Below are 24,586 nucleotides of genomic sequence, written 5' to 3'. Positions count from 1 at the left end.
TACGCCGTTCTACTTACGCAAGCAAAATTCGTTATTGCGACCAGAACAGAGTTTAGGGAAGCAATCCCAGAGTTTTAGGCGGATTACGTCGTTATCACTCCTAATGACGTAATTACGTTAATTTTGCGTAAGTCCTAAAACTGTTGATATTTACAGTTTACTTAGATACTGCTGCATTCTTTGCTCATCTATATTCGCTTCATTGTCTGATAAAATTTGTAGTGCTGATTTTGCAAACTGTGTTTGACTAAGATTACAAAAACTTAAAAATACTTGTGAGCGTATTTCTTCATCCAAATCAGGATTTATTTCTAGGTTTGCCAATTCCCTCAAAATTTGCGAGGATGGTTCGTTCTCTACAGTCCTCAAATCCTTTGGATCTTCAGCTAGACAACTGGCCGCAAATAATAAATTATGATGATACAATTCTGGTTTATCTGTGTCTAGATCAAGAATAAACTTAATTGCTTTAGCGATTGGTTTAGGTTTTTGAATCACAATCAGCAGTAACAATACTTCCCGCCAGTGAGGATCGTGTAGATGGTCTTTGATATGCTCTAAGACAATACCGAAATCATCATCATTTTGACGACGATAATCAATTTCTTGAGCGCACAAATATTCCTGAAATGTTTTATGCCCGAATGCGTAGCATTCTTGTCCCTGTTCATTGAGCAAACCAGAACGAGCAGATATATATTTGATGAATTTTTCTGCTTCTTGTTTAGCCTGGTAAAGTTCAATTTGTCTTAGATTTTTAATGTCTTGACTTAACTTATCAACAATTTCTCTTCGTTCAACTATTGTACTACTATTTATATCTGCTTGACTTTTCTGACTATGAATCCAATATGCCAGTTGTTCCATTAATCGTTGTAAGTCGTCAGGTTTTACATATATTAATCTTTGATCTAGAGGTTCTGCTTTATTCATATCCCAACTCATGAGTAGGGTTTTTACTGCTGCTTCATAAAGATGGTGACGTTTCTGGGGTAGACGATACACATCATACCTATGAATTAAACAAACCAGCGTTAATAGTAGAGGATTTTGTACTAATAATTTAATGCGTTCTTGGCTATTTAATACATTTTTTAAGCTAGTTTGCCAGCGATCTGATTCAACAAGGTCTGGAAAACGGCTATTATGCCATTTATCGATAAATAAGTTAATTTTTGGTTCGTCAAAGGGCTGTATAATATAGTGAGGAAACTCATTAGTTTTGAAGAAATATCGCTCATATTCGGCAGGACGAGATGTGATAATTACCCGGTTTTGAGCATACTGTGAATCTTTGATAAAAGAATAAAGAAGTCTCACAACTTCACGGCGTTTATTTTCATCAGCAATTTCATCTAAACCATCAAGTAATATTAAGGCTTTTCCTTGCTTGAGCCAATAATCAAAAAATCCATTTGGTATATCTGTTAAGTTGTATTTTTTAGGAATTATCTCTTGCAAGTATGACAAAATATTATTTTCTACATATTTTGCTAAATCACGAATCTGAATTAAAATTGGTAATAAATCATGTTCTGCATTCGAGGCAAAATCAAGAGCAAAATACTGCATTAAAGTACTTTTACCTGAACCCGGTTCACCCAAAATTACCATCTGCTGGATAGGAGAATTAATTAAAAGTGTATTAGCTGCAATATATGCGTCATTTGATGTAATGATAGGTTGGGTGTTATTCTCCTCTTTTATTACATCAGGCATTACAAAAATCTTTACTAACTGTTCCGAAATATCCCTGTCCTCTCCTGAAACTTTAATTCCAGCAAAATGTATTTTTTCTGAATGTATTTTTATTTGGTTGAAGTAATTTTCTTTCGTAGTTTTATAGCGTATGTAAGCTGGACTTTTTTGAAAGTATGTATTACTAAATGTCCATAACCAAGGTTTCAGACCAACTTCATTCAGACTAATTTTTAGGTCTTGTGCGATCTGTGTAAATGCTGCAATCAGATTCGGTATATCGGGAAATTTATCTGTTAGCGGTTTCTCTAATTCTTGCTTAACGGTTGAACATTTAAATACTTTAGCAAGGAAGTCAGCAGTTTTCTTGTCATCACAATAAGAAAAAAGTCCTTTTTGTAATCTCTTCTTTTCTTCGTCTTGAGCCGCTTTTATCGCTGCTTTGAGTGACTTTTCTAATTCTGTTGGATTCCATCTGCTTTGAGCTTTTTTTATAATTTCTTTGGCGATCGCAGATAAAACAGGCGTTAATGCAGCTCCAGGAATACCAAAACTTTCCATTTTTATTGCCCTAATTTTTGCTGAATGTTGAAGCTTTATCTAGCTAAATAGCACTGCTAATTAATGCGATTTTAGGGCATAATATCGCCAATTATGATGAAAATATCAAATAATTTCTCAAATTCTGAGTGGAGTTTGGATGAAATTTAATGTCGCTGCGTGTCCGGTAGAGGTATTTGTCTACAAAGTCAAAAAATTTAACATTTGATTTTTTACTTTGGTGGTTACACGCAAGCAAAGCTAACACCTCGCAAGCTAGCTGCACTGTTGCACCCCACCCAATAACCAAAAATCAGCGCAGCGATCGCTTGAGCAAAATTCACAATCAATATTCCTGAGAAGGGAAGCTTGTTGCTTGATAACCCTCCCCTTTTCTGAATCAAAGCACTCCCTTAGAACTAGGAATAGTCCCAGCGCGACGAAGATCGACTTCTACTGCCATGCGTGCAGCCCTAGCGAATGCTTTAAACGTGGCTTCTATGATGTGATGGGAATTTATCCCGTCTAACTGGCGAATGTGTAACGTCATTTGACTATGGTTGACTAACGCCACAAAAAATTCCCGTACTAATTGCGTGTCATAAGTCCCCACTCGTTCGGTAGGAATTGTTAAACCATAGCTGAGGTGAGGGCGACCAGAAAAGTCCAGCGCAACCTGTACTAAAGCTTCATCTAAAGGGGCTAAAAAATTACCAAAGCGGACAATACCTTTTCTGTCGCCTAATGCCTGATGGAAAGCTTGGCCTAGGGTAATACCCACATCTTCGTTAGTGTGGTGGTCGTCAATTTCCCAGTCGCCTGTGGCTTTGACATCCAAATCAATCAAGCCGTGGGAGGAAATCTGATGCAACATATGATCCAAAAACGGAATCCCTGTGGCAGCTTTGCAAATGCCACTGCCATCTAGGTTAATGGTAACTTGCACATCAGTTTCACCAGTAGTGCGATGTACTGAGGCAATGCGAGAGGCTGAGGAGAAATTAACTTGGGGATAATCGCTGATTTGCATAGAGGTTGGGGATTGGGGATTGGGGATTGGGGATTGGGGATTGGGGACTGGGGACTGGGGACTGGGGATTTTAGATTGAAACCCAATCCAAAATCTAAAATCCAAAATCCACTCATTGAATTGCCCCATTTCTAAATCGTATTACGTGAAACAGCAAGAAGGCTCACACTGACCTGAGTATAGGTTCACATTCCCATGATTTCATATCCTGAATCCACGTACAGGACTTGTCCTGTAATCCCGCTTGCTAAATCGCTAGCTAAGAAAGCAGCCGTGTTACCTACTTCTGTCTGAGTAACGGTACGACGTAAAGGAGCGACTGCTTCGACATGATGAATCATATCTAAGATGCCACCAACGGCACTAGATGCTAAGGTGCGGATAGGCCCGGCAGAGATGGCATTAACGCGAATGTTTTGAGGGCCGAGTTCAGATGCTAAATAACGCACACTAGCTTCTAATCCTGCCTTAGCTACACCCATAACATTGTAGTTGGGAATTGCCCTCACACCACCCAAATATGTCAGGGTAATGATACTTCCTCCCTCTGTCATTAAAGGTTTGGCTGCACCACTTAACTGCACGAGTGAATAGGTACTAATATCTAAAGCTGTAGCAAAGCCAGAACGAGAAGTTTGGCTAAAATCTCCAGTTAAATCATCTTTGTTAGCAAAGGCCAAACAATGAATCAGAATATCTAGTCTGCCCCACTTATCACGGATTGTCTCAAAGGTAGATTGAATCTGTTCATCGTTTTGAACATTACAGGGAACAAATAAACTGGGGTTGAGAGGTTCTACTAGTTCAGCAACTTTCTTTTCCATTTTGCCCCTTTCATCTGGTAGATAGGTAATGCCGAGATTCGCTCCTGCGGCGTGTAGTTGTTGGGCAATCCCCCAAGCAATCGAGCGGTTATTGGCAATACCTGTTACCAGAGCGTTTTTTTCCATTCAGATTCAGCATAGAAACCCTTGATGTAAGCGATTTATGAAAATAGAGGCTAGGGACTGGGGACTGGTGACTGGTGACTGGGGATGAGGAACGGCGGATTAGGTCTTATTTTTTTTACCTTTTACCTCTTGCCTCCTGCCTCCTGCCTCCTGCCTTCATGAGCATACTAGAATCTGAGGCACGTTTGTATTTGTTTTATACATGATTGGCAAAAATAATAATTAGTAAATGTGTTTTTTTGATTTAAAATACATATTATTCCTTAAGAAATTCTCAAGATTACTTAAGTTTTTAGAGAAAAAACCTGATGGTTATAGCAAGCAGAAGTATCTATCAAGAACTGCTAGCTAAAAATAGCAGAAATTAGGTATCATTATAAACAAATAACTATGAAGTTATGGGTTTAAGTATAGTAAAGTACAGCAAGGTTAACGGTGCTTTATTGATTTTTCAGGTGTATTCTTAGGTAATTAGTTTTCACTTTTTTGTTATTCCGGCATTGGGTAGGGGAAGGGAGATGATCGTGACACAAGATAAGGCCCTAGCAAATGTTTTTCGCCAGATGGCAACTGGAGCTTTTCCACCAGTTGTCGAAACGTTTGAACGAAATAAAACGATCTTTTTTCCAGGCGATCCTGCCGAACGAGTTTATTTTCTTTTGAAAGGCGCAGTAAAACTTTCCAGGGTGTACGAGGCAGGAGAAGAAATTACAGTTGCACTATTGCGGGAAAATAGCGTTTTTGGAGTCCTGTCTTTATTGACAGGCAATAAATCTGATCGGTTTTACCATGCGGTGGCATTTACCCCGGTAGAATTGCTGTCTGCACCAATTGAACAAGTTGAGCAAGCACTCAAGGAGAATCCAGAATTATCAATGTTGATGCTGCGGGGTTTATCTTCGCGGATTTTACAAACAGAGATGATGATTGAAACCTTAGCGCACCGAGATATGGGTTCTAGGTTAATCAGTTTTCTGCTGATTCTCTGCCGTGATTTTGGCGTTCCTTGTGCAGATGGGATCACAATTGATTTGAAGTTATCTCATCAAGCGATCGCAGAAGCAATTGGTTCGACTCGCGTGACAGTCACCAGATTATTAGGGGATCTGCGTGAGAAAAAGATGATTTCGATCCACAAAAAGAAGATTACCGTGCATAAACCTGTGACTCTCAGCAGACAGTTCACATAAAATCCATTGGAGTCAGGGGAGGTGGAGCGTGTTATATTTCTTTAGATAACACTCAATAGTTGGCATTAAATCTAAAATCTTGAGTAATTTCAGCTATTACCAACCCCCCCAAACTCCACAGACAATGACTGAAAGTAGTAGGCTGTATCTGGAAACATTTCGGTAGCTGAAGATGACCACCGGCTACATCCTCATCGCAGCAATTTTAATTTTGGGAGGCGTAATTGCCACTGCTGGCGATCGCATCGGCACAAGAGTTGGCAAAGCACGCCTCTCTCTCTTTAAGCTTCGCCCCAAAAACACGGCTGTAGTGGTAACTATTTTTAGTGGTGTATTGACAGCAGCCACTACCCTAGCTATCCTGTTTTTGGCTGATGAAGGCTTGCGGAAAGGGGTATTTGAGTTAGAAGATATTCAAAAAGACCTCAGACAAAAACGAGAACAGCTCAAAGTGGCTGAAGAGCAAAAAAGTCAGGTAGAGGCTGAACGCAACCAAGCCAATCAAGAATTAGAAACCACCAAAAAAGAAAAATTTACAGCGCAGCAAGATTTAGCTCAAACCCAAACTAAACTTCAGCGCACCCAGAATCAGTATCAAAAAGCCATAGCTGAACTCCAAAGTGTTTACAATCAAAGGAAAGCACTACAAATAGCTGTCACCAAGCTGGAAGCAGAACGTAGACGGCTGTATGTTGAAGCTCAAAAAGCAATTGCCGAACGCGATCGCGAAATAGCTAAACGCCAAACTGCGATAGAACAGCGCGATCAAGAACTGAGTAACCGTCAACAAGCCATAGAACAGCGCGATCAAAAAATTTCTCAACTAGATAAACTCATCCAAAATCGCAATCTAGAGATTATCGAGAGAGAAAAGGTCATAGCCAAACGGGAATCTCTTCTCAAAGAATTGGAAAAACAACAGGACTATCTAGAACAGGAAGTAGCAAGACTGGAAAAATATTACCAGTCATATCGGGACTTACGCTTAGGTAAATTAGCCTTAGTTCGAGGTCAAGTTATTGCGGCGGCTGTAGTGCGTGTTAATCAGTCAACTACTGCCCAGCAAGTAATTGTACAACTACTGCAAGAAGCCAATCGTAATGCTAGCATCGAATTAGCTGAACCTGGAACTGCTGCTAATACACAACTACTGCGTGTGACTCCAGACAGGGTTGAGCAGCTGATAAAACAAATTAGTGACGGTCGAGAATACGTAGTGAGAATTTTCTCGGCTGGCAATTATGTGAGGGGGGAAAAACAGATAGAATTTTTCGCTGATACAGCTAGAAACGTCTTAGTCTTTTCTGAAGGTGAGGTACTGGCGACAACTACCGCCGATTCTAAAACTATGACCTCATATCAGTTAAGGCAAAGATTGGATTTATTAATTTCAGCATCCCAATTTCGTGCTAGAAATGCGGGTATTGTCGAAGGTGTACAAATTGATGGTACGTTTATTCGCTTTGTGGCCTTGTTGAGACAGTTCCAGCAACCTGTAGACATTAAAGCAGTAGCAGCAGAAGACACTTACACGGCTGGCCCTTTGAGAGTAAGACTAGTAGCAATTCAAAACGGCAAAGTGGTTTTAAGCACTTAATAAAAATTTATTATGGCTTTTAGTGAATTTTCCCCAACACAACCAGTCATTTTAGGTTTCGATCCCGGTAAAGATAAATGTGGTGTAGCCTTGATGGGATTAGACCGACAATTGTATTATCACCAAGTAGTGCTTTCAGATGAGGCGATCGCTACCATTAATAACCTACGTCAAAGGTTTCCCGTTTCCTTGTTGGTGATGGGTAATCAAACTACAGCCAAACGTTGGAAACAGCAATTGCAACAAGAATTAGCCGAACCATTAAATATTGTGTTAGTAGACGAGCGTTATAGTACCTTAGAAGCACGCGATCGCTATTGGCAGATGTATCCGCCCAAAGGACTGACAAAGCTACTTCCACAGGGAATGCGCCAGCCACCACGGCCTATAGATGACATTGTGGCTATTCTCTTAATCGAAAGATATTTAAGCCGCCTAACTGAATCAGTTAACAGTTAATCTGCTGAGTGCTGAGTGCTGAGTGCTGAGTGCTGAGTGCTGAGTGCTGAGTGCTGAGTGCTGAGTGCTGAGTAACAAGAAGATTACTCAGTAATTTCGCACTATGGTATAAAGCCACGCCCAGTTGTAGGCGGTCTTTAAACTCAGCACCGACTAAACGCTGCGCTACCGCTAACAGAACTTGGAACTCAGCACTCTTCATAATTTTGCGCGAATCGTAAACGCATAGTCTCCGCCTGGTTCTAGCTGATAATCTTGCTGTTCCAAGAACCTTCCCAGAGGTTCTTTGATTAAAGCCCGACCCTGGGAAGGCTTCACGGAAAGTTCCCCCAGGCGAAAATTCCATTGGAAATACCACTCAAAATCCCCTGCACTCACTTCACCTTCTAGGAAGCCGTGTTGCCAGGATTGGCGGGTGATTTTGACATGGGCGGTAGTTTCTGGCAAACGTTTAGCACTCACAATGCTTGGTGTTAAGTATGGGACAAAAGCTAACTATTTAAGCTATCTTTTATTTACCAAACTTCGCCACGATCGACAAACTGGCAACGCAAGTATTTTTGCGTAATTACGACTTACTTGTTCTTAGTTGTCCACAGGCCGCATCAGCTTCTAAACCACGGGAATAGCGGACGCTAACAGCGATTTTTTGCTGTTGCAGAACTGTGACAAAAGCTTGAATGCGATCGCTCTTAGGGCGTTTGTACTCAACTTCCTGAATAGGATTGTAAGGAATCAAGTTGACATGACATTGAAATCCCCGCAGACGCTTGGCTAGTTGTAAGGCGTGTTCTGGTAAATCGTTCACACCAGCCAGCAAGATATATTCAAAACTTACACGTCTGCCAGTAATTTCTACATATTCCCGACATTCAGCCATTAAATCTTCGATGGGATAGGAACGCGCACTGGGGATAAGTTGTTCGCGTAGTGCTTGGTTGGGGGCGTGCAGACTCACCGCCAGGGTAACTTGTAAATGATGTTCGGCTAACTCCCGGATGCGATCGCGGATTCCTACAGTAGATAAAGTTAGCGATCGCTGTCCAATCCCTACATCTTGATTTAAAGATTTAATTGCCCCTAAAACATTCTCTGTATTTAACAACGGTTCACCCATGCCCATAAATACCACATGACTCACCCGTTGCTGAAAATCTTCTTGCACAGTTAATACTTGATCAACAATTTCATGTCTGCCCAAATTACGTTTGTAGCCACCTTTCCCAGTAGCGCAGAAATCACACGCCATTGGACAACCCACCTGAGTAGATACACAAACAGTTAAACGCTTATCTGTCGGAATCCCCACTGTTTCCACAATCTGCCCATCGGATAGTTGCAGAAGGTACTTTACTGTGCTATCTGGTGCAACAGATCGGTAATGAATCTGAGAACGCCCGATGGGGATATCTGCAACATCTGCTCGCCATTGCTTAGGAAACGCAGAAATATCAGCTAGCGATCGCACTCCTTTGTGATATATCCAATCGTGGAGTTGCTTCCCTCTGTAAGCAGGTTGTCCCTGCTGCTGTACCCAAGCAGTTAACTCCGTCACCGAAGCACCGAGTAAGGGCGGCAAAGTTGTTGTTTCTGAGATGGTTGAGTTAACTGGGTAAACAAGAGGCGTAGCAGACATAAAAAATCACAAGTTGAAGCTGAATCTCTATCGTACAACTTTCAACTCAATTTGGTAGTCACTGAGCTTGTCGAAGTGCGCCTTACCCCCATACATGAATTTAGGGGCTTCCACGGCGCGAGGTGTCTGGTGAATATATATTGATACTGGGTGAGATCGCCTCATCATCAATAGTGCCAATTCAGACCTAACCAAACGTTGAGCCGTTCCAGCCCCACATTGCACCCTTAGCATCAGCAAACTCAATGTAAATGCGATTTTGCGACACTCCGAGAGTTTGATTAATCTGTTGGCAAAAATCTTGACTCATCGCCTCAGTTTGATTGAGCTCCATTGTGCCAATACTCTTAATCTCTATATAACAAACTGGTTCTGTAGTACCAGCAAAAGTCATAGGCATTTCCGCTTCAAATGCAGTCATGACATAAGATTCCGGCTTACCTAAATGCTTGGCTAACTTAGCTGACAGGCTTTTCAACATAGCCTCAATTTCAGCTTTTTGCGGTGCAGATGCAGAAGTTTGGACTTTAATTAAAGGCATATGATCAATTCAAAATTCAAAATTTAATATTAACCTAAGTTGCTGGTGCAAGAAATCAATAGTCCCTATACCTATCTCCCAACCTGACGGAATAAACGACTATACTTAGGATCATATAACCGCGATCGCCCATTTGTTGACGATAATGCTGGACTAATCACATATAGCGTTGTCCGCATCAAATTTTCTTGCTGAGTACAGTCTGCCATTTGGGTCAGAGGTACAACCCTAATTTTTTCATCTGGCCAGCCGATGCGGAAGCAAATAGCTACGGGGGTATCTGCTGGATAGTGTTCTAGTAATTTAGCTTGGGCATTTTCTACATGACGCGCACTCAGATATAAACATAAACTAGCTTTATGGGCTGCTAAAGAGGCTAACTCTTCTCTGGCTGGGACTTCTGTACGCCCGCTAATGCGTGTCAAGATAATCGTTTGCACTAAACCTGGGACAGTCAACTCTACATTGAGTTTAGCGGCTGCGGCTTGGAAAGCACTAATACCAGGGATGACTTCAAAGGGAATATTTGCCTCAGCCAGAAGCTGTATTTGCTCATGTATAGCACTGTAGAGGCTAGGATCACCTGATTGCAAGCGTACCACAGATTTTTGTTGCGATCGCACCCGTTCGATCATTAGAGGTAAAATTTCTTCCAAAGTTTTATTAGCAGTGCGAATAATTTCCGCATCTTCCCGACAAAATTGCAAGAGCTGTTCAGGAATTAGGGAATCAGCGAATAAAATCACATCCGCAACAGCAAGCAGTTTTTGACCTTTCAGCGTTAGTAAATCTGGATCTCCAGGGCCTGCTCCCACAATATAAACTTTCGGTTCTAAGATATTTTGATTAGCTTTCATACTTGAATTTCCATAAAATCTAAGTAATTCCCAGTAGACAATCCAAGCTCAAAAAATTTTTTGAGAATTTGCTCAGTATCTTTCCGGATTAACCCTATAGGAGTAGTAGAGAGTAATGGTAGATGCACCCTGGTTAAGCCCTGGAGAAAACAAAACTCTGGGGCATTTTTTATTTTTGGGGATTGGGAATTGGGGATTGGGGATTGGGGATTGGGAATTGGGAATTGGGAATTGGGAATTGGGAATTGTGTTTTTCTCCCCCTGCTTTCTTGCCCTCTGTCCCCTGTCACCTGTCCCCTGTCACCTGTCCCCTGTCACCTGTCCCCTGTCACCTGTCACCTGTCCCCTGTCCCCTGTCCCCTGTCCCCTGTCCCCTGCTCAACCTCCCTACTCCTCCTTAACGGGAGAAACCACGTCAGGTAAAGGGCGTTTACGGAGATACAGCCACGCTAAACCAGCTAATCCCAAGGATATACCAGTGAGGCTGACCACTTGTGCAATTCGTAATGGCCCCAACATCAAACTATCAGTGCGAAGTCCCTCAATCCAAAAACGTCCTAGGCTGTAAGCTACCAGGTAAAGCATAAATAAAGTACCTACCCGCAAGCGTGGCTTACCCGATAAACCGCGAAAGAATAAAGTTATAAGCAGCGCAAACACCATTAAATTCCACACAGATTCGTAGAGGAAAGTGGGATGAAAATATTCATAACTGGCTAAAACTGGGGGGCGGCTTTCGGGTGGAATGTACAATTTCCAAGGTAAATTGGTAGGACGACCAAAAGCTTCAGAATTGAAGAAATTACCCCAACGCCCGATCGCCTGTCCTAAAATCAGCGAAGGTGCGATTAAATCAGCTAATTGCCAAAAAGAAACCCGTTTAAGCTTGGCAAACATCAGTGCAGCCAAAGTACCGCCAATAATTGCCCCATGAATGGCAATACCTCCTTGCCAAATCGCAATAATCCTGCCTGGATTTTGGGCATATTCTGACCATTCAAATAAAACATAATAAATTCGGGCTGCGGGAATGGCTGCAATTACCAGCCAAATTGACAAATCACTCAGCAACTCTGGATTAACATGACGGCGTTTTGCTAAATACTGGGAAAGACTAACACCGATTAAGACAGCAGAGGCGATTAATAAGCCATACCAGCGAATAGTAATTGGGCCGATTTCCACCAGAATAGGGCCGGGGGAAGTGAATAAAAACGCCAAAGGCAAAATAGAAAGATCCAGTACCATGTAAAATTTCCTAAATAGTAATTAGTGATTGGGTATTGGGGACAAATCAATTCAAAATTCAAAATTCAAAATTCAAAATTAAATAACTGGGGATTGGGTCTTGGGTATTGGGGCAAAAGATTCTTTTTGTCTACCTTTTTACTTCCTTGTATCCCTTGTATCCTTTGTCCCCAGTCCTTAATCACCTGTCACCTGTAACCTGTAACCTAATTTCGATATAATCTCCTCAGTAACTTTGATACATTAAATATCGTGATTTATTGTGATTGCTATTTATCCCGGTAGCTTCGACCCCATTACTTTAGGACACCTCGATATTATTCAACGTGGTAGTCGGTTGTTTGATGAGGTGATTGTTGCTGTATTGCGAAACCCAAATAAAGTACCACTTTTTAGCGTACCGCAACGCCTAGAACAGATTGGTTTGGCGACAAAACATCTATCTAATGTGAAAGTAGATAGTTTTGATGGTTTAACTGTCAATTATGCCCAGCAACGAAAAGCACAAGTTATATTACGAGGTCTACGGGCTATTTCTGACTTTGAAGTAGAACTACAGATGGCACATACTAATAAAACGCTTTCAACCCAAATCGAGACAGTTTTTTTAGCAACATCAAATGAGTATAGTTTTTTAAGTAGTAGTGTGGTAAAAGAGATTGCAAGGTTTGGTGGTTCAGTCGATCATCTTGTCCCTCCCCTCATTGCCCTAGATATATACAAATGCTACAACCACAAGTATCCAATAGCGAACCCAATCGCAACGGAAGCTATCCCCCAGAGTACGTCAACGGAATCTCCCCCGGAGAAATTCCCCAAGCAGGAAGCTTAGATATTCAGGAAGAACTTAATCGTCTAGAAGAAATTATGCTTACTAGTTTCCGCATCCCCCTAACGGGACGGACACTAGTAGATGAAGAAAAATTATTAGAACAGTTAGATTACATCAGGGTTTCCTTACCGTCAGTGTTTCAGGAAGCCGCCGCCATTCTAGAACAAAAAGATGAAATTCTCCTAGAAGCAGAAGAATATGGACAGCAACTTGTTGATGCTGCCCAAGCCAAAAGAGCGCAAATTCTAGCGGAGAGCGATATTATCAGGGAGGCGGAACATCAAGCTGAACAACTGCGCCGACAAGTGCAGCAAGAGTGTGAGGCGATGATGAAGGATACTCTCAATGAGATAGAATTGAAGCGGCTTGCTTGTCAAGAAGAGTTGGAACAAATGCGACAAATAGCGATCGCTCAAGCTCAAGAAATTGAAGGTGGTGCTGATGAATATGCTGATCATGTCTTGGAAGGAATCGAGCAAGACTTAAAAGATATGTTACGAGTTATTACCAACGGCAGACAACAACTCAGAGCAGATAGCCAATCACAGCAAAATTCACACTCTCAGAAAAAGAAGTAAATATATTTATTTTTTCAAGCCTCGTCTTGCTTTTAAAACCGTTGACCTATGCCTAAATGTATTCTACTTTCCCCTTGGTCACTAATGCCGTAGTCAGCGCGAATTAAACCTAATGGGGAATCTACTCGCACTCCTGCACCGTAACCAAAACCAGAACCGGGTTTACCGCGTACACCTGCGGGGTCTCCGAGAACGGTGTCACCAGAACCTAAGTCTGAGGCGAAGTCAGCAAACAATACTCCCCCTACGATTGGTAAGACGGAAAAGCGATATTCAGCAGAGGCTAGTACATAGCTGCGACCACTACCTACATCCCCTGCGTCGTAACCACGCACGGAATTAGAACCCCCTAAGTTAAAGGTTTCATAGGGTGGTAAGTCACCTAAGACAGTACCAGCTTGCACATTAAAGGCAAATACTTGGGGTTGTTGGCTGTTAAATAGCTGCACTGGAACATACTGTTTATAATTGGCTGTGAGGCGATTCATGGAAATGTTACCTTGACCGATGGGGACAGATTGCTCTGTACTCAAACTCAATACAGAACCCTTGGTAGGATTAATCAGGTTATCCCGTTGGTCTTTGGTGGCGGTGAAAGAGACGGTAGCTAAGTCATCAACGCCAGCACCACTAGCAGAGAGGGGGTTTCCTTGAATATCAGTAGAGTTAATATTGCCTTGGCGATCGCGAATGCTGGTACGAGTATAATTAAACCCTAAAGACGCATCCCAATCATCAATCGGTCGTTGTAAGCTGATAGATGCACCAATCTTACCTTCACGGACTTTATCGTCATTAGCTAACTTAATCTCATCATCAAAGGTTTCCGAAAGTTCTCGACTGCGGAAGATGTTCACGGTGTAGCCTAAACGGTCAGGATTCGTAGCGCGATAGGGGCTAATAAATTTACTATCAAATTGCAAATCCCGGCGACTTAAGCCGACATTGACGTTTAAAATATCATTTCTACCGCCAATATTTTGGTCTTGATAGTTCAGAGTTCCAATTAATCCTGTATCGCCGTTGTAACTACCACCCAAGTTAATCCCCCGCGCCCCAATTTCCTTGAGTTCGTAAATCACATCTAGGTTGCTAGCATCGCCTTCAAAGGCGACATTGATACTTTGAAATAAGCCAGTGCGATACAAATTTTGGACATCTTGCTGGACAGTATTTTCTTTAAAAACTTGTCCGGGTTTCAGTTGGAGTTGTTGCTTTAAGAAATCTGGTTTGGTGCGTCCAGAAACGGGATTACCATTATTATCAACGGTTTTACCATCGTCATTTACAAAGCGAAACTTGATATCACTGACTAAACCTTCCGCCACATTAACCGTGAGAATACCTTGATTACTAGGTTTAATAGTTAACACCCGCGCCAAGTTATAACCATTGTCGGCGTACCATTTATTTACTTGTTGGACGGCTGCTTTCAGCCCTTCGGGACTAATGGGTTTACCGATTTGGGATTGAAAAGGTTTGAGGGCGACTTGATAAGTCAGGGCTTTTGCTCCTTCGAGTTGGAGCGATCGCACTACCACTGGCTGCACTTGATATACTACATTTAACCCTGATGGGGTAATGCGGGTATTGACGTTAGCATTAACAAATAAACCAGTCTGCAAAATTGCGGCGACATCCCTTTGTAACTGGCTTTCGCTGGTTTCTCCTCCCGTTTGAGTTTTAATTAATTGGCGAATAACTTGCTGTAATTCAGGAGTCGCGCCTACTATCTGCACATCAGTAGCTGTGACAACCAAACCGCTTTCAGTCGTGGTAGGCTTGGGTGCTGGTGGATTCACAACAGGAGACGTAGGAGGCAGAACAACAGGTTTTTGAGCTATGACTGTAGATGGAGAAAATTGGGGAGTCATCTCTGTTTCCGGTACAGCCACAGCGTTGAGAGGTGCGGGGGTTTCTTCCACTACTGGAACTACTAAATTTTCCTCTGGTGTAACCTGATTTGAGGCGGTAACAGGTGCAGCTATGGCTTGTTGAGTAACATTACCAGCCGCCAAAGTAGCTAAAGTCAAAATTGCAGTAGAAGAAACACGCATAATTTTCAATACCCTACGGGAAGAAAGCTACAACATTCAAAATAATAAAACACCATGAAGTACAAGCATAGTAGCGCAAACACTTGCACCACTATGAGCAGATGTACTATACCTCTGGCAAAAGTCCGAAAATTAGATGTGTCATTCTGAATGAAATATAGAATCTTTGAGATGTTTCGCTTCACTCAACATGACAAATTCAGCATTTATGCAAGAGGTCTACTGTTCACTTTATTAATAGCTATTACCTAAATAGAACGTTAATTTTGATATTTTGTTTCTTATAGCGTTTCCTAATCACATGACGTATATAATAATAGCCCCCTCCCCGCTTGCGGGGAGGGGGTTGGGGGTGGGGTTCTTTAAAGTTTTTCTTAATTACTAATTCTCCCAGCCAAAGTAGCAACCACAGATAACAACTGAGGAGGTTCAATAGGTTTAGCAAGGTGGGTTTGGAATCCTGCGGCTACAGCTTTTTCATACTCCACATTTCCAGCATAGGCGGTGAGAGCGGCGGCGGGAATTTTTCTAGTTGCTTCATCACTCAACTGTCTCACCTGACGAATTAGTGCATAACCGTCCTCCTGTGGTAGCCCAATGTCAGATAAAAGTACATCGTAACTACCAGGGTTGTCTGTCAGCTTTGATAGTGCATCCCTTGCTGATGTCGCTTCTGTTACTTGTGCGCCATAATCCTCCAGCACTATTTTAAATAACAGGCGTATATCTGTTTCGTCATCTACAATTAGTACCCGCACACCTTCTAAGGATGGAATTTCATCAGTAGATAGATAAGATGTCTCAACAGATAAAATAGGGGGGTTAGATAGTGAAGTTTCTACTGGTGTAATCGGTACAGATATTTCTGCTTGGGTAATTTGCAGAGGTAGCGTGATTGTAAAAGTTGCCCCTTGACCTTCGCCTGGACTTGCCGCTTCAATTGTACCGCCGTGGAGTTCTACTAAATGGCGGACAATCGATAGCCCCAATCCCAATCCAGGATTTGAGCGGGTTCTGCTACCATCAGCCTGACGAAATCGCTCAAAAATATAGGGGAGAAAGTCAGCACTGATACCTTTACCTGTATCAATAACTTGGATCTGAGCATGAAGATCAGTATAATCTAATGTGATGTCAATTCTGCCACCTTGGGGGGTGAATTTAATGGCATTAGAAAGTAAATTCCACATCACCTGCTGTAAGCGAGTGGGATCACCTAATATGTTTCTAAAGGCAGGATCTAGCCTGGAGATAAGTTGAATATTTTTGGCTTCTGCGGAGAGACGGACAACCTCGATCGCAGATTCAATGATTGGTATCAGCTCAATCGTCTCAGCATCTAGACGCAGCCTACCAGAACTAATGCGGGAAATGTCGAGCAAATCTGTAATCAGATGAGCTTGAGCCTGCGCGCTACGCTCAATCGCTTCTAAACCTTGATTAGTAGTTGCTTCATCAAGCTGATGCTTTTGTAATAAATGCGACCAACCCAGTAAAGCATTGAGTGGGTTTCGCAATTCGTGGGAGAGAATTGATAAAAACTCATCTTTGGCGTTGTTGGCTACCTCAGCCGCATTCCGGGCTGACTTTTCTTGAGCCAAAAGTTGAGTACGTTCTGCCTCCAATTGCTTTCGTTCTGTGATGTCTTCAATCAAGAGAAGAATCATTTCTCGATTCTCTTGTGTAGTCATTTTCCGGCCATTGAGCTGCATAATTTTGTGTCCGATTTCCTCAAAATTACACTCAACCTCAAAACCTTGAACCTGGGTTTGCTGGGGGAGAATATCTTCTAGGAGCGATCGCAACAGGGGAAGATTCCACTGTCCATTACCAATTTCATAGATGAGATAGTTTTCTGTATTTTCTGGTATAGTCTGGAATGTTTCGTAGAAAAACTGATTGGCACTGATCACCCGTAAGTCTTTATCTAGAACCACTAGAGACTCCCTCATTGTATCCACAATTGCTTGGGCATAATCTATGGATACTCTCAGCTGCTTGGCACTTTCTTTGAGAGCATCAATATCTACCAAAATCACCACAGCACCATCAATTTTGTTGTCTATTGTCCGATATGGTCTAATTCTTAGGTCATACCAATGCCCTTCTCCGTCTTGAACTTCCTGAGTTTTATAATTAAGAGTGCTAATTACCTGTAAAATTTTTGGTTCTAAATCAGAAATATTTAAATTGTGCTTAATATCACTAAGCGGTCGCCCCACATCCGTAGGAATCAAGTTAAATATTCTCTCTGCTCCAGGAGTAAAACGCCGAATCGCCAGATCACTACCCAACATGAGGATAGGAATACTAATACAAGTCAGGAGATTTTGCAAATCGTTACTAATTTGAATGGACTCAATGTTCCGTCGTTGTAGTTCGGCGTTAATTGTGAAGAGTTCTTCATTAGTAGCCTGAATCTCTTCCTTGGCTGTTTCCAATTCCTCATTAGTGCTTTGCAGTTCTTCGTTACTGGAGAGAATTTCTTCGTTGGCTGCTCTCAGGTCTTGATTAGTGGCTTGCTGCTCCTCAATAATAGATTGCAAATATTCTTTAGTATTTGCTAATTCCTGTTTGAGCCGAGAGTTTTCCTGCTCGTAACTCGCTTGTTTGCCCCGTCTAGATTTGACATTGCGTCCATCGCTAGTAGTAGTATTTTCTGTACGAGCATCACTAGCTACTTCTGGGGGCATATCTTGAAACAGCACTATAAAGTACAGTTCTGTATCCGCCACAGATTGGAACGGAATCACATCAATCTTCACCAGCCTCACTTGATGATCTTCTCTGATTTGTAAGCCTTCCTTCCTCACGGATAGCTTCTGCTTTTTAGCCTGGTGGACGGCGGTGCGTAGTTCTATCCGTAATTCTTCTTTAGCCATTTTCAGCAGGTTAAAGCTGGGTCTACCAGGTGGCGGTTGTAGATAGGAACTAGTCTGTCCCCGAAACTGCAAAATCTCCAGTTCGTTGTTGATAATTACCCCCACTGGGGCATATTGATTCAACACAATCCTGTCAGCTGCTTTCAAAATTTCTTGGCCATTCCAGGTATCTTCTCGCATTGAGGGCAGAGGGTTCAGAGTGTCTGGGGGATAATTACTAGGCATCAGATCAATACTGATCCGAGCCTGTGCTATTTTTCGAGAATAAATCTTGTACTTTTTGTCTACTAAAGTAAATAAGTTAGAAAACTCACCCACTGTCTCCGAAGTGCCTAACATCAGAAAGCCTGTTGGCTGGAGACCATAGTGGAACATGGGCAGGAGTTTTTTCTGTAAAGGAGAGCTTAAGTAAATTAATACATTGCGGCAAGTAATCAGATCCAGTCGAGAAAATGGCGGATCATTAATCAGGTTGTGCCTAGCGAAAACACACAGTTCACGCACTGGCTTACTAATCTGATAATTACCATCTACCTGCACAAAAAATCGCTGTAGACGGTCGGGAGAGATATCTGCTACCTGGTTGGGCTTGTAAATCCCTCCTCTGGCTTTCTCAATTGCTACCTCATTGATATCCGTAGCAAAAATCTGGATGGGCAGATTGATTTTCTGAACATCCAAAAACTCCATCCAGCAAATAGCAATAGAGTAGGCTTCTTCCCCAGTGGAACATCCAGCTACCCAGACGCGAATGGGCGAGTCTGGCTGGTGTTCCTTGGCAATAAGCGGAAAAATTGTGGTTTTTAAGGCTGCAAAGGATTCAGGGTCACGGAAAAAACTGGTGACAGTAATTAGCAAATCCTGATACAACGCGGTTACTTCTGCCGGGTTATTTTGGAGATACCGAGCGTAATCTTCCAAATTTTCCAGCTTGTACAACATCATCCGCCTGGAAAGCCGCCGTTTCAGAGTATTCTGCTTATAATGGGTAAAGTCAACACCTGTGGACACCCGCAACAACCGGAAGATTATCGCCAGCGCATTACCGCTTTCTGGTATCTCCTCTGTTGGTGGGATTGGGGTAGGGTGTTTGACGTAGGGATGACGGCTGATTTTTCCCAACTCCTCAGCGATTTGTTGCGGGGTGAGGATAAAATCTACATGACCAGAAGCCACAGCCGTATTTGGCATACTACTGACTTGTGCCGAGGCTTCACACTGAGCAAAGGTAATACCGCCAGCATCTTTGATCATTTCCAGTCCCTTTGTGCCGTCAGAGTCTCCCCCCGATAGAATCACTCCAATAGCTTTGTTTCCGTAATCTTCTGCTAGGGAACAAAAGAAAGTATCCACTGTCGTAGGCAACCCCTGGATTTTGTCTCGCGGTGACAGTTTTAATACTCCTTGCGAAATTGTCATCACGGCGTTGGGTGGAATCACGTAGACATGATTTGGTTCTACACACATCCCATCCTGTGCCTCTACTACAGGCATTTGGGTTGTCCTACCCAGAATCTCTGTCAACATACTTTTTTGATGGGGACTTAAATGCTGAATTAGCACAAATCCCATACCCGTATCTGTGGGCAAATGGCTGAGTAATTCTGTGAATGCTTGTAATCCTCCCGCAGATGCACCCATGCTAACTATTGGAAACAGTTCATTTTGGTTCTCCTGTGGCTCGTCAGAGGAATCAGATGGAAAATTTTCAGAAGATTGCCTAGAGTTCATTATATGCAGCCGATCGCAATTGAGAATGTAGTATGTTTCTTAATGAAATTTTTAATATTTCTAATTTCACTCTAGCTAAATGTGATTACATCATGTGCATCAGATACATGATAAATAAATAAATCCCTCTGTAGATAGAAAAATTGTATATTAATACCAATTCTCTATGAAGTTGCACCAAATCAATGACGTAGAGACGTTGCATACAACATCTCTACAGTCTAGTGGTCTATCAAGTTAGTTTTGACGGTTCGTAGTAAGGACTTTAGTCCTGATTTTTCTAAGGACTAAAGTCCTTACTACAAAAAAAGCTTATCCCTCAATTCAAATTTGATGGACTACTAGAATAATAGGATACAAAATGCTCACTATTATTGGTTGTGGAAATCTGAATCGCCGTGACGACGGTATAGGCGTAATTATTGCTCAACGCCTACAAAAATATCTAGCTGAAAATCCCCATCCTGATGTGCAGGTATATGACTGTGGAACAGCCGGAATGGAGGTAATGTTTCAAGCTAGAGGGAGTAAAAAATTAGTCATTATTGATGCAAGTTCAACTGGTGCTGAACCTGGCGCAGTGTTTCAAGTTCCTGGTGAGGAATTGGCAGCCTTACCAGAACCTAGTTATAATTTGCATGATTTTCGTTGGGATCATGCTTTAGCCATCGGTAGGAAAATCTTTCAAGATGATTTTCCCCAAGAGGTGACTGTTTATTTAATTGAAGCAGCAAATCTTGATTTTGGACTTGATTTAAGTCCTATGGTGCAAAATTCGGCTGATTTGGTATTTGAGAAAATAATTACAATAATTCGTAGTTAGGGACTGGGGACTGGGGACGGGGAAAAATCTCGTCTCCCTTGTCTCCCACTTAGGCCATATCCCGATAAACAGAGAGTTCATCTACCCTCATTTCAAACGGTACACCTTCACTTTCTGGGGGACAAACCCGAATTTTAGCACTGCTAACTATTTGGTTGAGCAATTTCCCCATTGGGACAAGTTTTTGTAAAACCCGCCAGTTGGTAACTTGATCGGGACATTCAATCACCAACGTCATGGCGTTGGCTTGGGTTGTCACATACCATCGACAATTAGATAGCAGATTTTGTAGAGTGCGATCGCACGCTTCGTAAAAGTATCTACTAATCGAATACTCTAGTTGCTGTCTCAATATAATATCAGCCGATGATTGCTGCATAGGATGATAGTCATCACCGTTAAAATGATACCTCTGCCCGCTCATTTCTGTTTACATCCCTACTTAAATTCCAATTGCCATTGCATAAAGCACATCTTTATCTGTTTCTAAGAATTCCTGAGTTTCATTATCATAAAAAGCACCAATGCCACTACATTGAATGCCTATATAATTACTCACCAGATAAATTCTTTGTCCCAGAAACCCCGCTATCTGCATAGCTGTTTGATAGCTGGTATATTCACATACAAAAAAGAAAATCACACCACAATCTTTCGCTATTGCTTGATTAATACACAAGTAACCAGTCTGTTCGCTGAAGTTACCTGCTTTAATCAAATTCGCGCCTTTATATAACCCTGGTAACATTCCCTCAACACGATGCACCACAGAGTAAATTTCTACTTCCTCAAAGTTTTCTGTGGGGATTGACTGCTCTATTTTTTGCAAGACATATAAATATTGTTCTTGCAAAATAGACTCTTTCCGGAAACGTCTAATTGAACGTCTATTCCAGACAGTTTCATAAAATTTGTCTGGTTCAAAATCAAATTGAGGCTGCTTAAGTTGTTGTTGATGACTTGTTTGACAAGCTGTTGTTTGATAGCTATCTTCAATAAATTGATTAGCTTCAAAATAATCTGTACCACAAACAAAAGGAACTTTCAGTCTGAGTTGTCTAACTTTCTGATCTTGTGCTTCACCAGATACCACACAAGCCGTAATAAACTCTTTATTCTCAAACCCTAAAGCTGTATTGAGAGCAAGTTTATCAAAGTCAAAAATTAGCTGGATATCACGTTCATGAAGATAAGCTGAAGCTGCAATAGCACCTAAATGGTGTCCGCTATCTAACAGGCAATATCTTATGCTCCTGTTTTTATATTTCCAACTAGACCTATAATAAACAGAACTAATGAAAAAAATGAATCCGCTTATACTTTTGTTCGGTATAATATAACTCTCTAACCCATCATCAATTAATTCATAGATGAGTGTTAGACAATTATTCTCAACTTCTACATGATAGATACCATCTACTATATCCGACACACCTCGAATCTGTACGTACACCTCCGTAGGATACAGTGCGCCAGCTGATGGATTTACCCGCAGTTTGTAGGGAACATTGTTATATACCTTCTCTAAAGTAACTGCACTAGTTAACCAAATAAAAGAGTGAATTTTATTATTGAGATTTAATTTCACTCTTCTATAAAACTTTGGATAAACTTTAAATGCAATTGGTTGAGTTGAAGCATCAATATAATTTGGATCAAGCTGCACCGATAAGTAAGAATGCTTGGTAGCCTCATGGTAAGCTTTACCAGAACTATTATCTTGACGCATTTTTCAATATCCTTAAAACTTCTGTTGTGCTAGCAAAATCTATGGCTCTATAGTCATCCAAATTCTTTAAATCTAAGTTAGGATGGTATTGTAAAAGTAATTTCACAACTTCTGCTTTACCAGATGAAGCGGCATACATTAAAACAGTTGCACCATTATCATTTTGATTATTGATATCAATTTTGGCAGCTAGGAGCAAATTAATTAAATCGTAGTGATTGCCAAAACAAGCAAACCATAAAGCATTATTACTATCATTATTTTTGGCATTAATCTCCGCACCCGCATCAATTAATTCTTTCACGACTGTGTAAACTCCTTCCCTTGTAGCCTTCATCAAAGCTGTATCGCCATTTTCCCCAGGCTGATTTAAGTCTTGAATGCTGTAACCGTTCGCTATCAACCATTGTTGAGTTGCTGTACTAAAATTGGGGTTACTGATTTGATTCATCATTGGTTGTTGTATTTAGAAACAATTTGCACAATAGACCTCTTGCATAAATGCTTATAGCGGTTATCGTTCTAGTGAGGTACAAGAACCCCACCCCCAACCCCCTCCCCCGAAGTTCTGTTCGGCGGAAACCGCCGCTCAGACTTCTCTCCGCCGCAAGGAGGGGGCTATGATATACCTCATGTGATTAAGAAACGCTATAAGCTGTCATGTTGAGCGAAGCGAAACATCTCAAAGATTCTACATTTCATTCAAAATGACACATCTCATTTTCAGACTTTTGCAAAAGGTCTAATAAAGGTAATGGTGAGCAATGCCCACCATTTCTAAACACAATGCTATAGAATTCTGAAAGTTAGAGTTGTAAACTCAGACTCTAAAAAGTAAAAAGGCAGTAAAACTTTTTTTATCTTTACCTTTTTACTTTTGACTTCTAACGCTAGATGCTAACTAGCTGTGGTTTTTCAGCAAATATCTCTCTAGTGGATTTCTCGGATTTTGGTAAGCCATAATAACGTGCTTCTGCTTCAATTTCGTCTACGAAATCCCAAGCTTCAATAGCTCGTTTAGAGTCTGACCCATAGTTAGCAGAAATCGCCCGTGCATCAGAAACAGCTTTGTGCAGTTCTTTACGCAAGAATACTAGTTTGGGTTTAGCCATAAAGTCATCCTTGCTCACAATATCAGTAACAGAAATCACGCCCATTAATTCACCTTGAATTACAGGCGCACACCATATATTTGTGGTTGAGAATAATCGTGCTACATATTCTACATCGAGGTCAGGATCAACAACGATGCAGGGTTTACTCATGATTTCGTAGACATGAATTTTTTCAGGGTCTTTACCATAAGCCACAACCTTACCTGCAATATCAGCAACGGTTACAATACCGTAAGCATCAGCACTATGACGAGGTTCTACGATTAACGCTCGCAGTCCTTTGAGCCTCAATAGTCTGACTGCTTCTGCTACAGTTGCTGAACCGCGAATAGTAGCTACATCTTGAGTCATAATTTGTTTGGCTCTCATAATTACTGCTCCTTATGTTTGCAAGGACGGGAATTATTTCTAAACTGCTGCAATTGTCCCAAACTGCTTTTGCATAGACTGCATACTTAACCCCAATTCCAATGGAATTGTGAGTTATTAAATTTGCTGCTGTCTGAAAAAGCTTTAGGTAATTAGACATACCTTTTATGCAGTTTCGTAACTATTTAATACCTTAATAATTCTGGTTACTTTGAGAGATAGATTTACACAGTTTCCATCCAATTGAAGCTATTAGGACTTACGCAACTGGCATATTTTTTCTGTAGGGTGCGTGACGCAGCGAGAATATTTGAACGTAGTCATGAGACTTATAGCGTCACGCACCAACCACCAATTGTGACTCTTGCGTCAATCCTGGCTATCTTACTGTCCATTACATTTCTTCGCTAGACCAGTATTAAGGTAGGAATGTCTGCGATAACCCTTTAATCGCTTTTTGCTGAGGTATTGGTTCACTAGCAACAATTTAGCTTACTTATATATTATCACTCTGATAAGTTTAGATTATGAATGTTTATAAACATTGCCGTATATATTCGTTAAAACCGCTTAAAAATTACTACATTAATAGCCATTTTGATGGTTATGTCGTATCATGCTAGCTATTTTTTCAGGTGGATAGACAGTCTAAAAATATTGCCAAATAATATAAATTCTTGCTAATTCCTTAAGTATAAATAACTAAAAACAGCTAATATAAAAA

The 24,586-nt window shown here is 41.3% G+C and carries 20 protein-coding genes and 1 pseudogene; 6 read left to right on the top strand and 15 right to left on the bottom strand.

Annotated features, from left to right (window positions below; all coding sequences use genetic code 11):
- Positions 1 to 150: 150 nt before the first annotated feature.
- The 3 genes and pseudogenes from L6494_RS14935 to fabI form a co-directional block, all read right to left on the bottom strand.
- Positions 151 to 2,259 (bottom strand): NACHT domain-containing protein, encoded by a 2,109-nt coding sequence (locus L6494_RS14935; RefSeq protein ID WP_237988499.1) that lies wholly within the window; start codon positions 2,257 to 2,259, stop codon positions 151 to 153.
- Between the two features lie 379 nt (positions 2,260 to 2,638).
- Positions 2,639 to 3,268, bottom strand: coding sequence for an imidazoleglycerol-phosphate dehydratase HisB (hisB, locus tag L6494_RS14930; protein ID WP_237996015.1), 630 nt, complete (start codon positions 3,266 to 3,268; stop codon positions 2,639 to 2,641).
- Between the two features lie 185 nt (positions 3,269 to 3,453).
- A pseudogene (gene fabI / locus L6494_RS14925) lies at positions 3,454 to 4,231 on the bottom strand (enoyl-ACP reductase FabI).
- 505 nt (positions 4,232 to 4,736) lie between these two features.
- On the opposite strand from fabI, the gene ntcA reads away from it, so the two are divergent.
- From ntcA to L6494_RS14910, 3 genes are all read left to right on the top strand, one after another.
- Entirely contained in the window at positions 4,737 to 5,408 is a 672-nt protein-coding gene (gene ntcA / locus L6494_RS14920) for a global nitrogen regulator NtcA (RefSeq protein ID WP_067763620.1), read from the top strand.
- 172 nt (positions 5,409 to 5,580) lie between these two features.
- A complete protein-coding gene (locus tag L6494_RS14915) occupies positions 5,581 to 7,005 on the top strand; it encodes a DUF3084 domain-containing protein (RefSeq protein ID WP_237988497.1) in 1,425 nt (474 codons plus the stop codon).
- Positions 7,006 to 7,017: 12 nt separating this feature from the next.
- Entirely contained in the window at positions 7,018 to 7,464 is a 447-nt protein-coding gene (locus L6494_RS14910; RefSeq protein WP_237988496.1) for a pre-16S rRNA-processing nuclease YqgF, read from the top strand.
- Here L6494_RS14910 and L6494_RS14905 read toward each other — a convergent pair.
- From L6494_RS14905 to lgt, 6 genes are all read right to left on the bottom strand, one after another.
- Entirely contained in the window at positions 7,454 to 7,666 is a 213-nt protein-coding gene (locus L6494_RS14905) for a hypothetical protein (RefSeq protein WP_237988495.1), read from the bottom strand. The genes L6494_RS14910 and L6494_RS14905 overlap by 11 nt on opposite strands.
- Positions 7,663 to 7,926 carry a DUF3146 family protein gene (locus L6494_RS14900; RefSeq protein WP_237988494.1) on the bottom strand — a complete coding sequence of 88 codons (264 nt, stop codon included), beginning with the start codon at positions 7,924 to 7,926 and terminating at the stop codon, positions 7,663 to 7,665. The genes L6494_RS14905 and L6494_RS14900 overlap by 4 nt, the downstream gene beginning before the upstream one ends.
- Positions 7,927 to 8,032: 106 nt before the next feature.
- Positions 8,033 to 9,100, bottom strand: coding sequence for a 23S rRNA (adenine(2503)-C(2))-methyltransferase RlmN (gene rlmN, locus L6494_RS14895; protein ID WP_237988493.1), 1,068 nt, complete (start codon positions 9,098 to 9,100; stop codon positions 8,033 to 8,035).
- 187 nt (positions 9,101 to 9,287) lie between these two features.
- The gene (locus tag L6494_RS14890; protein ID WP_237988492.1) at positions 9,288 to 9,641 is read right to left on the bottom strand and encodes a phenylpyruvate tautomerase MIF-related protein; all 354 of its coding nucleotides are present in this window, start codon (positions 9,639 to 9,641) and stop codon (positions 9,288 to 9,290) included.
- A 71-nt stretch (positions 9,642 to 9,712) separates the two neighbouring features.
- Positions 9,713 to 10,498: a precorrin-4 C(11)-methyltransferase gene (gene cobM / locus L6494_RS14885; RefSeq protein ID WP_237988491.1), complete on the bottom strand. Its 786-nt coding sequence runs from the start codon at positions 10,496 to 10,498 to the stop codon at positions 9,713 to 9,715.
- 387 nt (positions 10,499 to 10,885) lie between these two features.
- Positions 10,886 to 11,746: a prolipoprotein diacylglyceryl transferase gene (gene lgt / locus L6494_RS14880; RefSeq protein ID WP_237988490.1), complete on the bottom strand. Its 861-nt coding sequence runs from the start codon at positions 11,744 to 11,746 to the stop codon at positions 10,886 to 10,888.
- A gap of 262 nt (positions 11,747 to 12,008) precedes the next feature.
- Here lgt and coaD point away from each other — a divergent pair, with 262 nt between their 5' ends.
- Positions 12,009 to 12,578: a pantetheine-phosphate adenylyltransferase gene (gene coaD / locus L6494_RS14875; protein WP_237988489.1), complete on the top strand. Its 570-nt coding sequence runs from the start codon at positions 12,009 to 12,011 to the stop codon at positions 12,576 to 12,578.
- Positions 12,470 to 13,156 (top strand): DivIVA domain-containing protein, encoded by a 687-nt coding sequence (locus L6494_RS14870; RefSeq protein ID WP_237988488.1) that lies wholly within the window; start codon positions 12,470 to 12,472, stop codon positions 13,154 to 13,156. Before coaD ends, L6494_RS14870 begins: the two co-directional genes overlap by 109 nt.
- Positions 13,157 to 13,188: 32 nt before the next feature.
- Here L6494_RS14870 and L6494_RS14865 read toward each other — a convergent pair whose 3' ends face one another.
- Both L6494_RS14865 and L6494_RS14860 read right to left on the bottom strand, forming a co-directional pair.
- Positions 13,189 to 15,213, bottom strand: a complete 2,025-nt coding sequence (locus L6494_RS14865) for a BamA/OMP85 family outer membrane protein (RefSeq protein WP_237988487.1) — start codon at positions 15,211 to 15,213, stop codon at positions 13,189 to 13,191.
- 374 nt (positions 15,214 to 15,587) lie between these two features.
- A complete protein-coding gene (locus L6494_RS14860; protein ID WP_237988486.1) occupies positions 15,588 to 19,826 on the bottom strand; it encodes a chemotaxis protein CheB in 4,239 nt (1,412 codons plus the stop codon).
- Positions 19,827 to 20,187: 361 nt separating this feature from the next.
- Here L6494_RS14860 and L6494_RS14855 point away from each other — a divergent pair, with 361 nt between their 5' ends.
- Complete coding sequence (locus tag L6494_RS14855) at positions 20,188 to 20,649, top strand: hydrogenase maturation protease (RefSeq protein WP_237988485.1); 462 nt, start codon at positions 20,188 to 20,190, stop codon at positions 20,647 to 20,649.
- 49 nt (positions 20,650 to 20,698) lie between these two features.
- Here L6494_RS14855 and L6494_RS14850 read toward each other — a convergent pair whose 3' ends face one another.
- From L6494_RS14850 to L6494_RS14835, 4 genes are all read right to left on the bottom strand, one after another.
- Positions 20,699 to 21,073, bottom strand: a complete 375-nt coding sequence (locus tag L6494_RS14850; protein ID WP_237988484.1) for a hypothetical protein — start codon at positions 21,071 to 21,073, stop codon at positions 20,699 to 20,701.
- Between the two features lie 18 nt (positions 21,074 to 21,091).
- On the bottom strand, positions 21,092 to 22,378 hold the full coding sequence (locus L6494_RS14845) for a SagB family peptide dehydrogenase (protein ID WP_237988483.1): 1,287 nt from the start codon (positions 22,376 to 22,378) through the stop codon (positions 21,092 to 21,094).
- Complete coding sequence (locus tag L6494_RS14840) at positions 22,365 to 22,829, bottom strand: ankyrin repeat domain-containing protein (RefSeq protein ID WP_237996013.1); 465 nt, start codon at positions 22,827 to 22,829, stop codon at positions 22,365 to 22,367. The genes L6494_RS14845 and L6494_RS14840 overlap by 14 nt, the downstream gene beginning before the upstream one ends.
- 439 nt (positions 22,830 to 23,268) lie before the next feature.
- Positions 23,269 to 23,862 carry a CBS domain-containing protein gene (locus tag L6494_RS14835; RefSeq protein WP_237988482.1) on the bottom strand — a complete coding sequence of 198 codons (594 nt, stop codon included), beginning with the start codon at positions 23,860 to 23,862 and terminating at the stop codon, positions 23,269 to 23,271.
- Positions 23,863 to 24,586: the final 724 nt, after the last annotated feature.

Origin of the sequence: Nostoc sp. UHCC 0870, from assembly GCF_022063185.1 — a bacterium.
Lineage (GTDB): Bacteria > Cyanobacteriota > Cyanobacteriia > Cyanobacteriales > Nostocaceae > Trichormus.
This window is presented reverse-complemented; position numbering and strand designations above follow the sequence as displayed.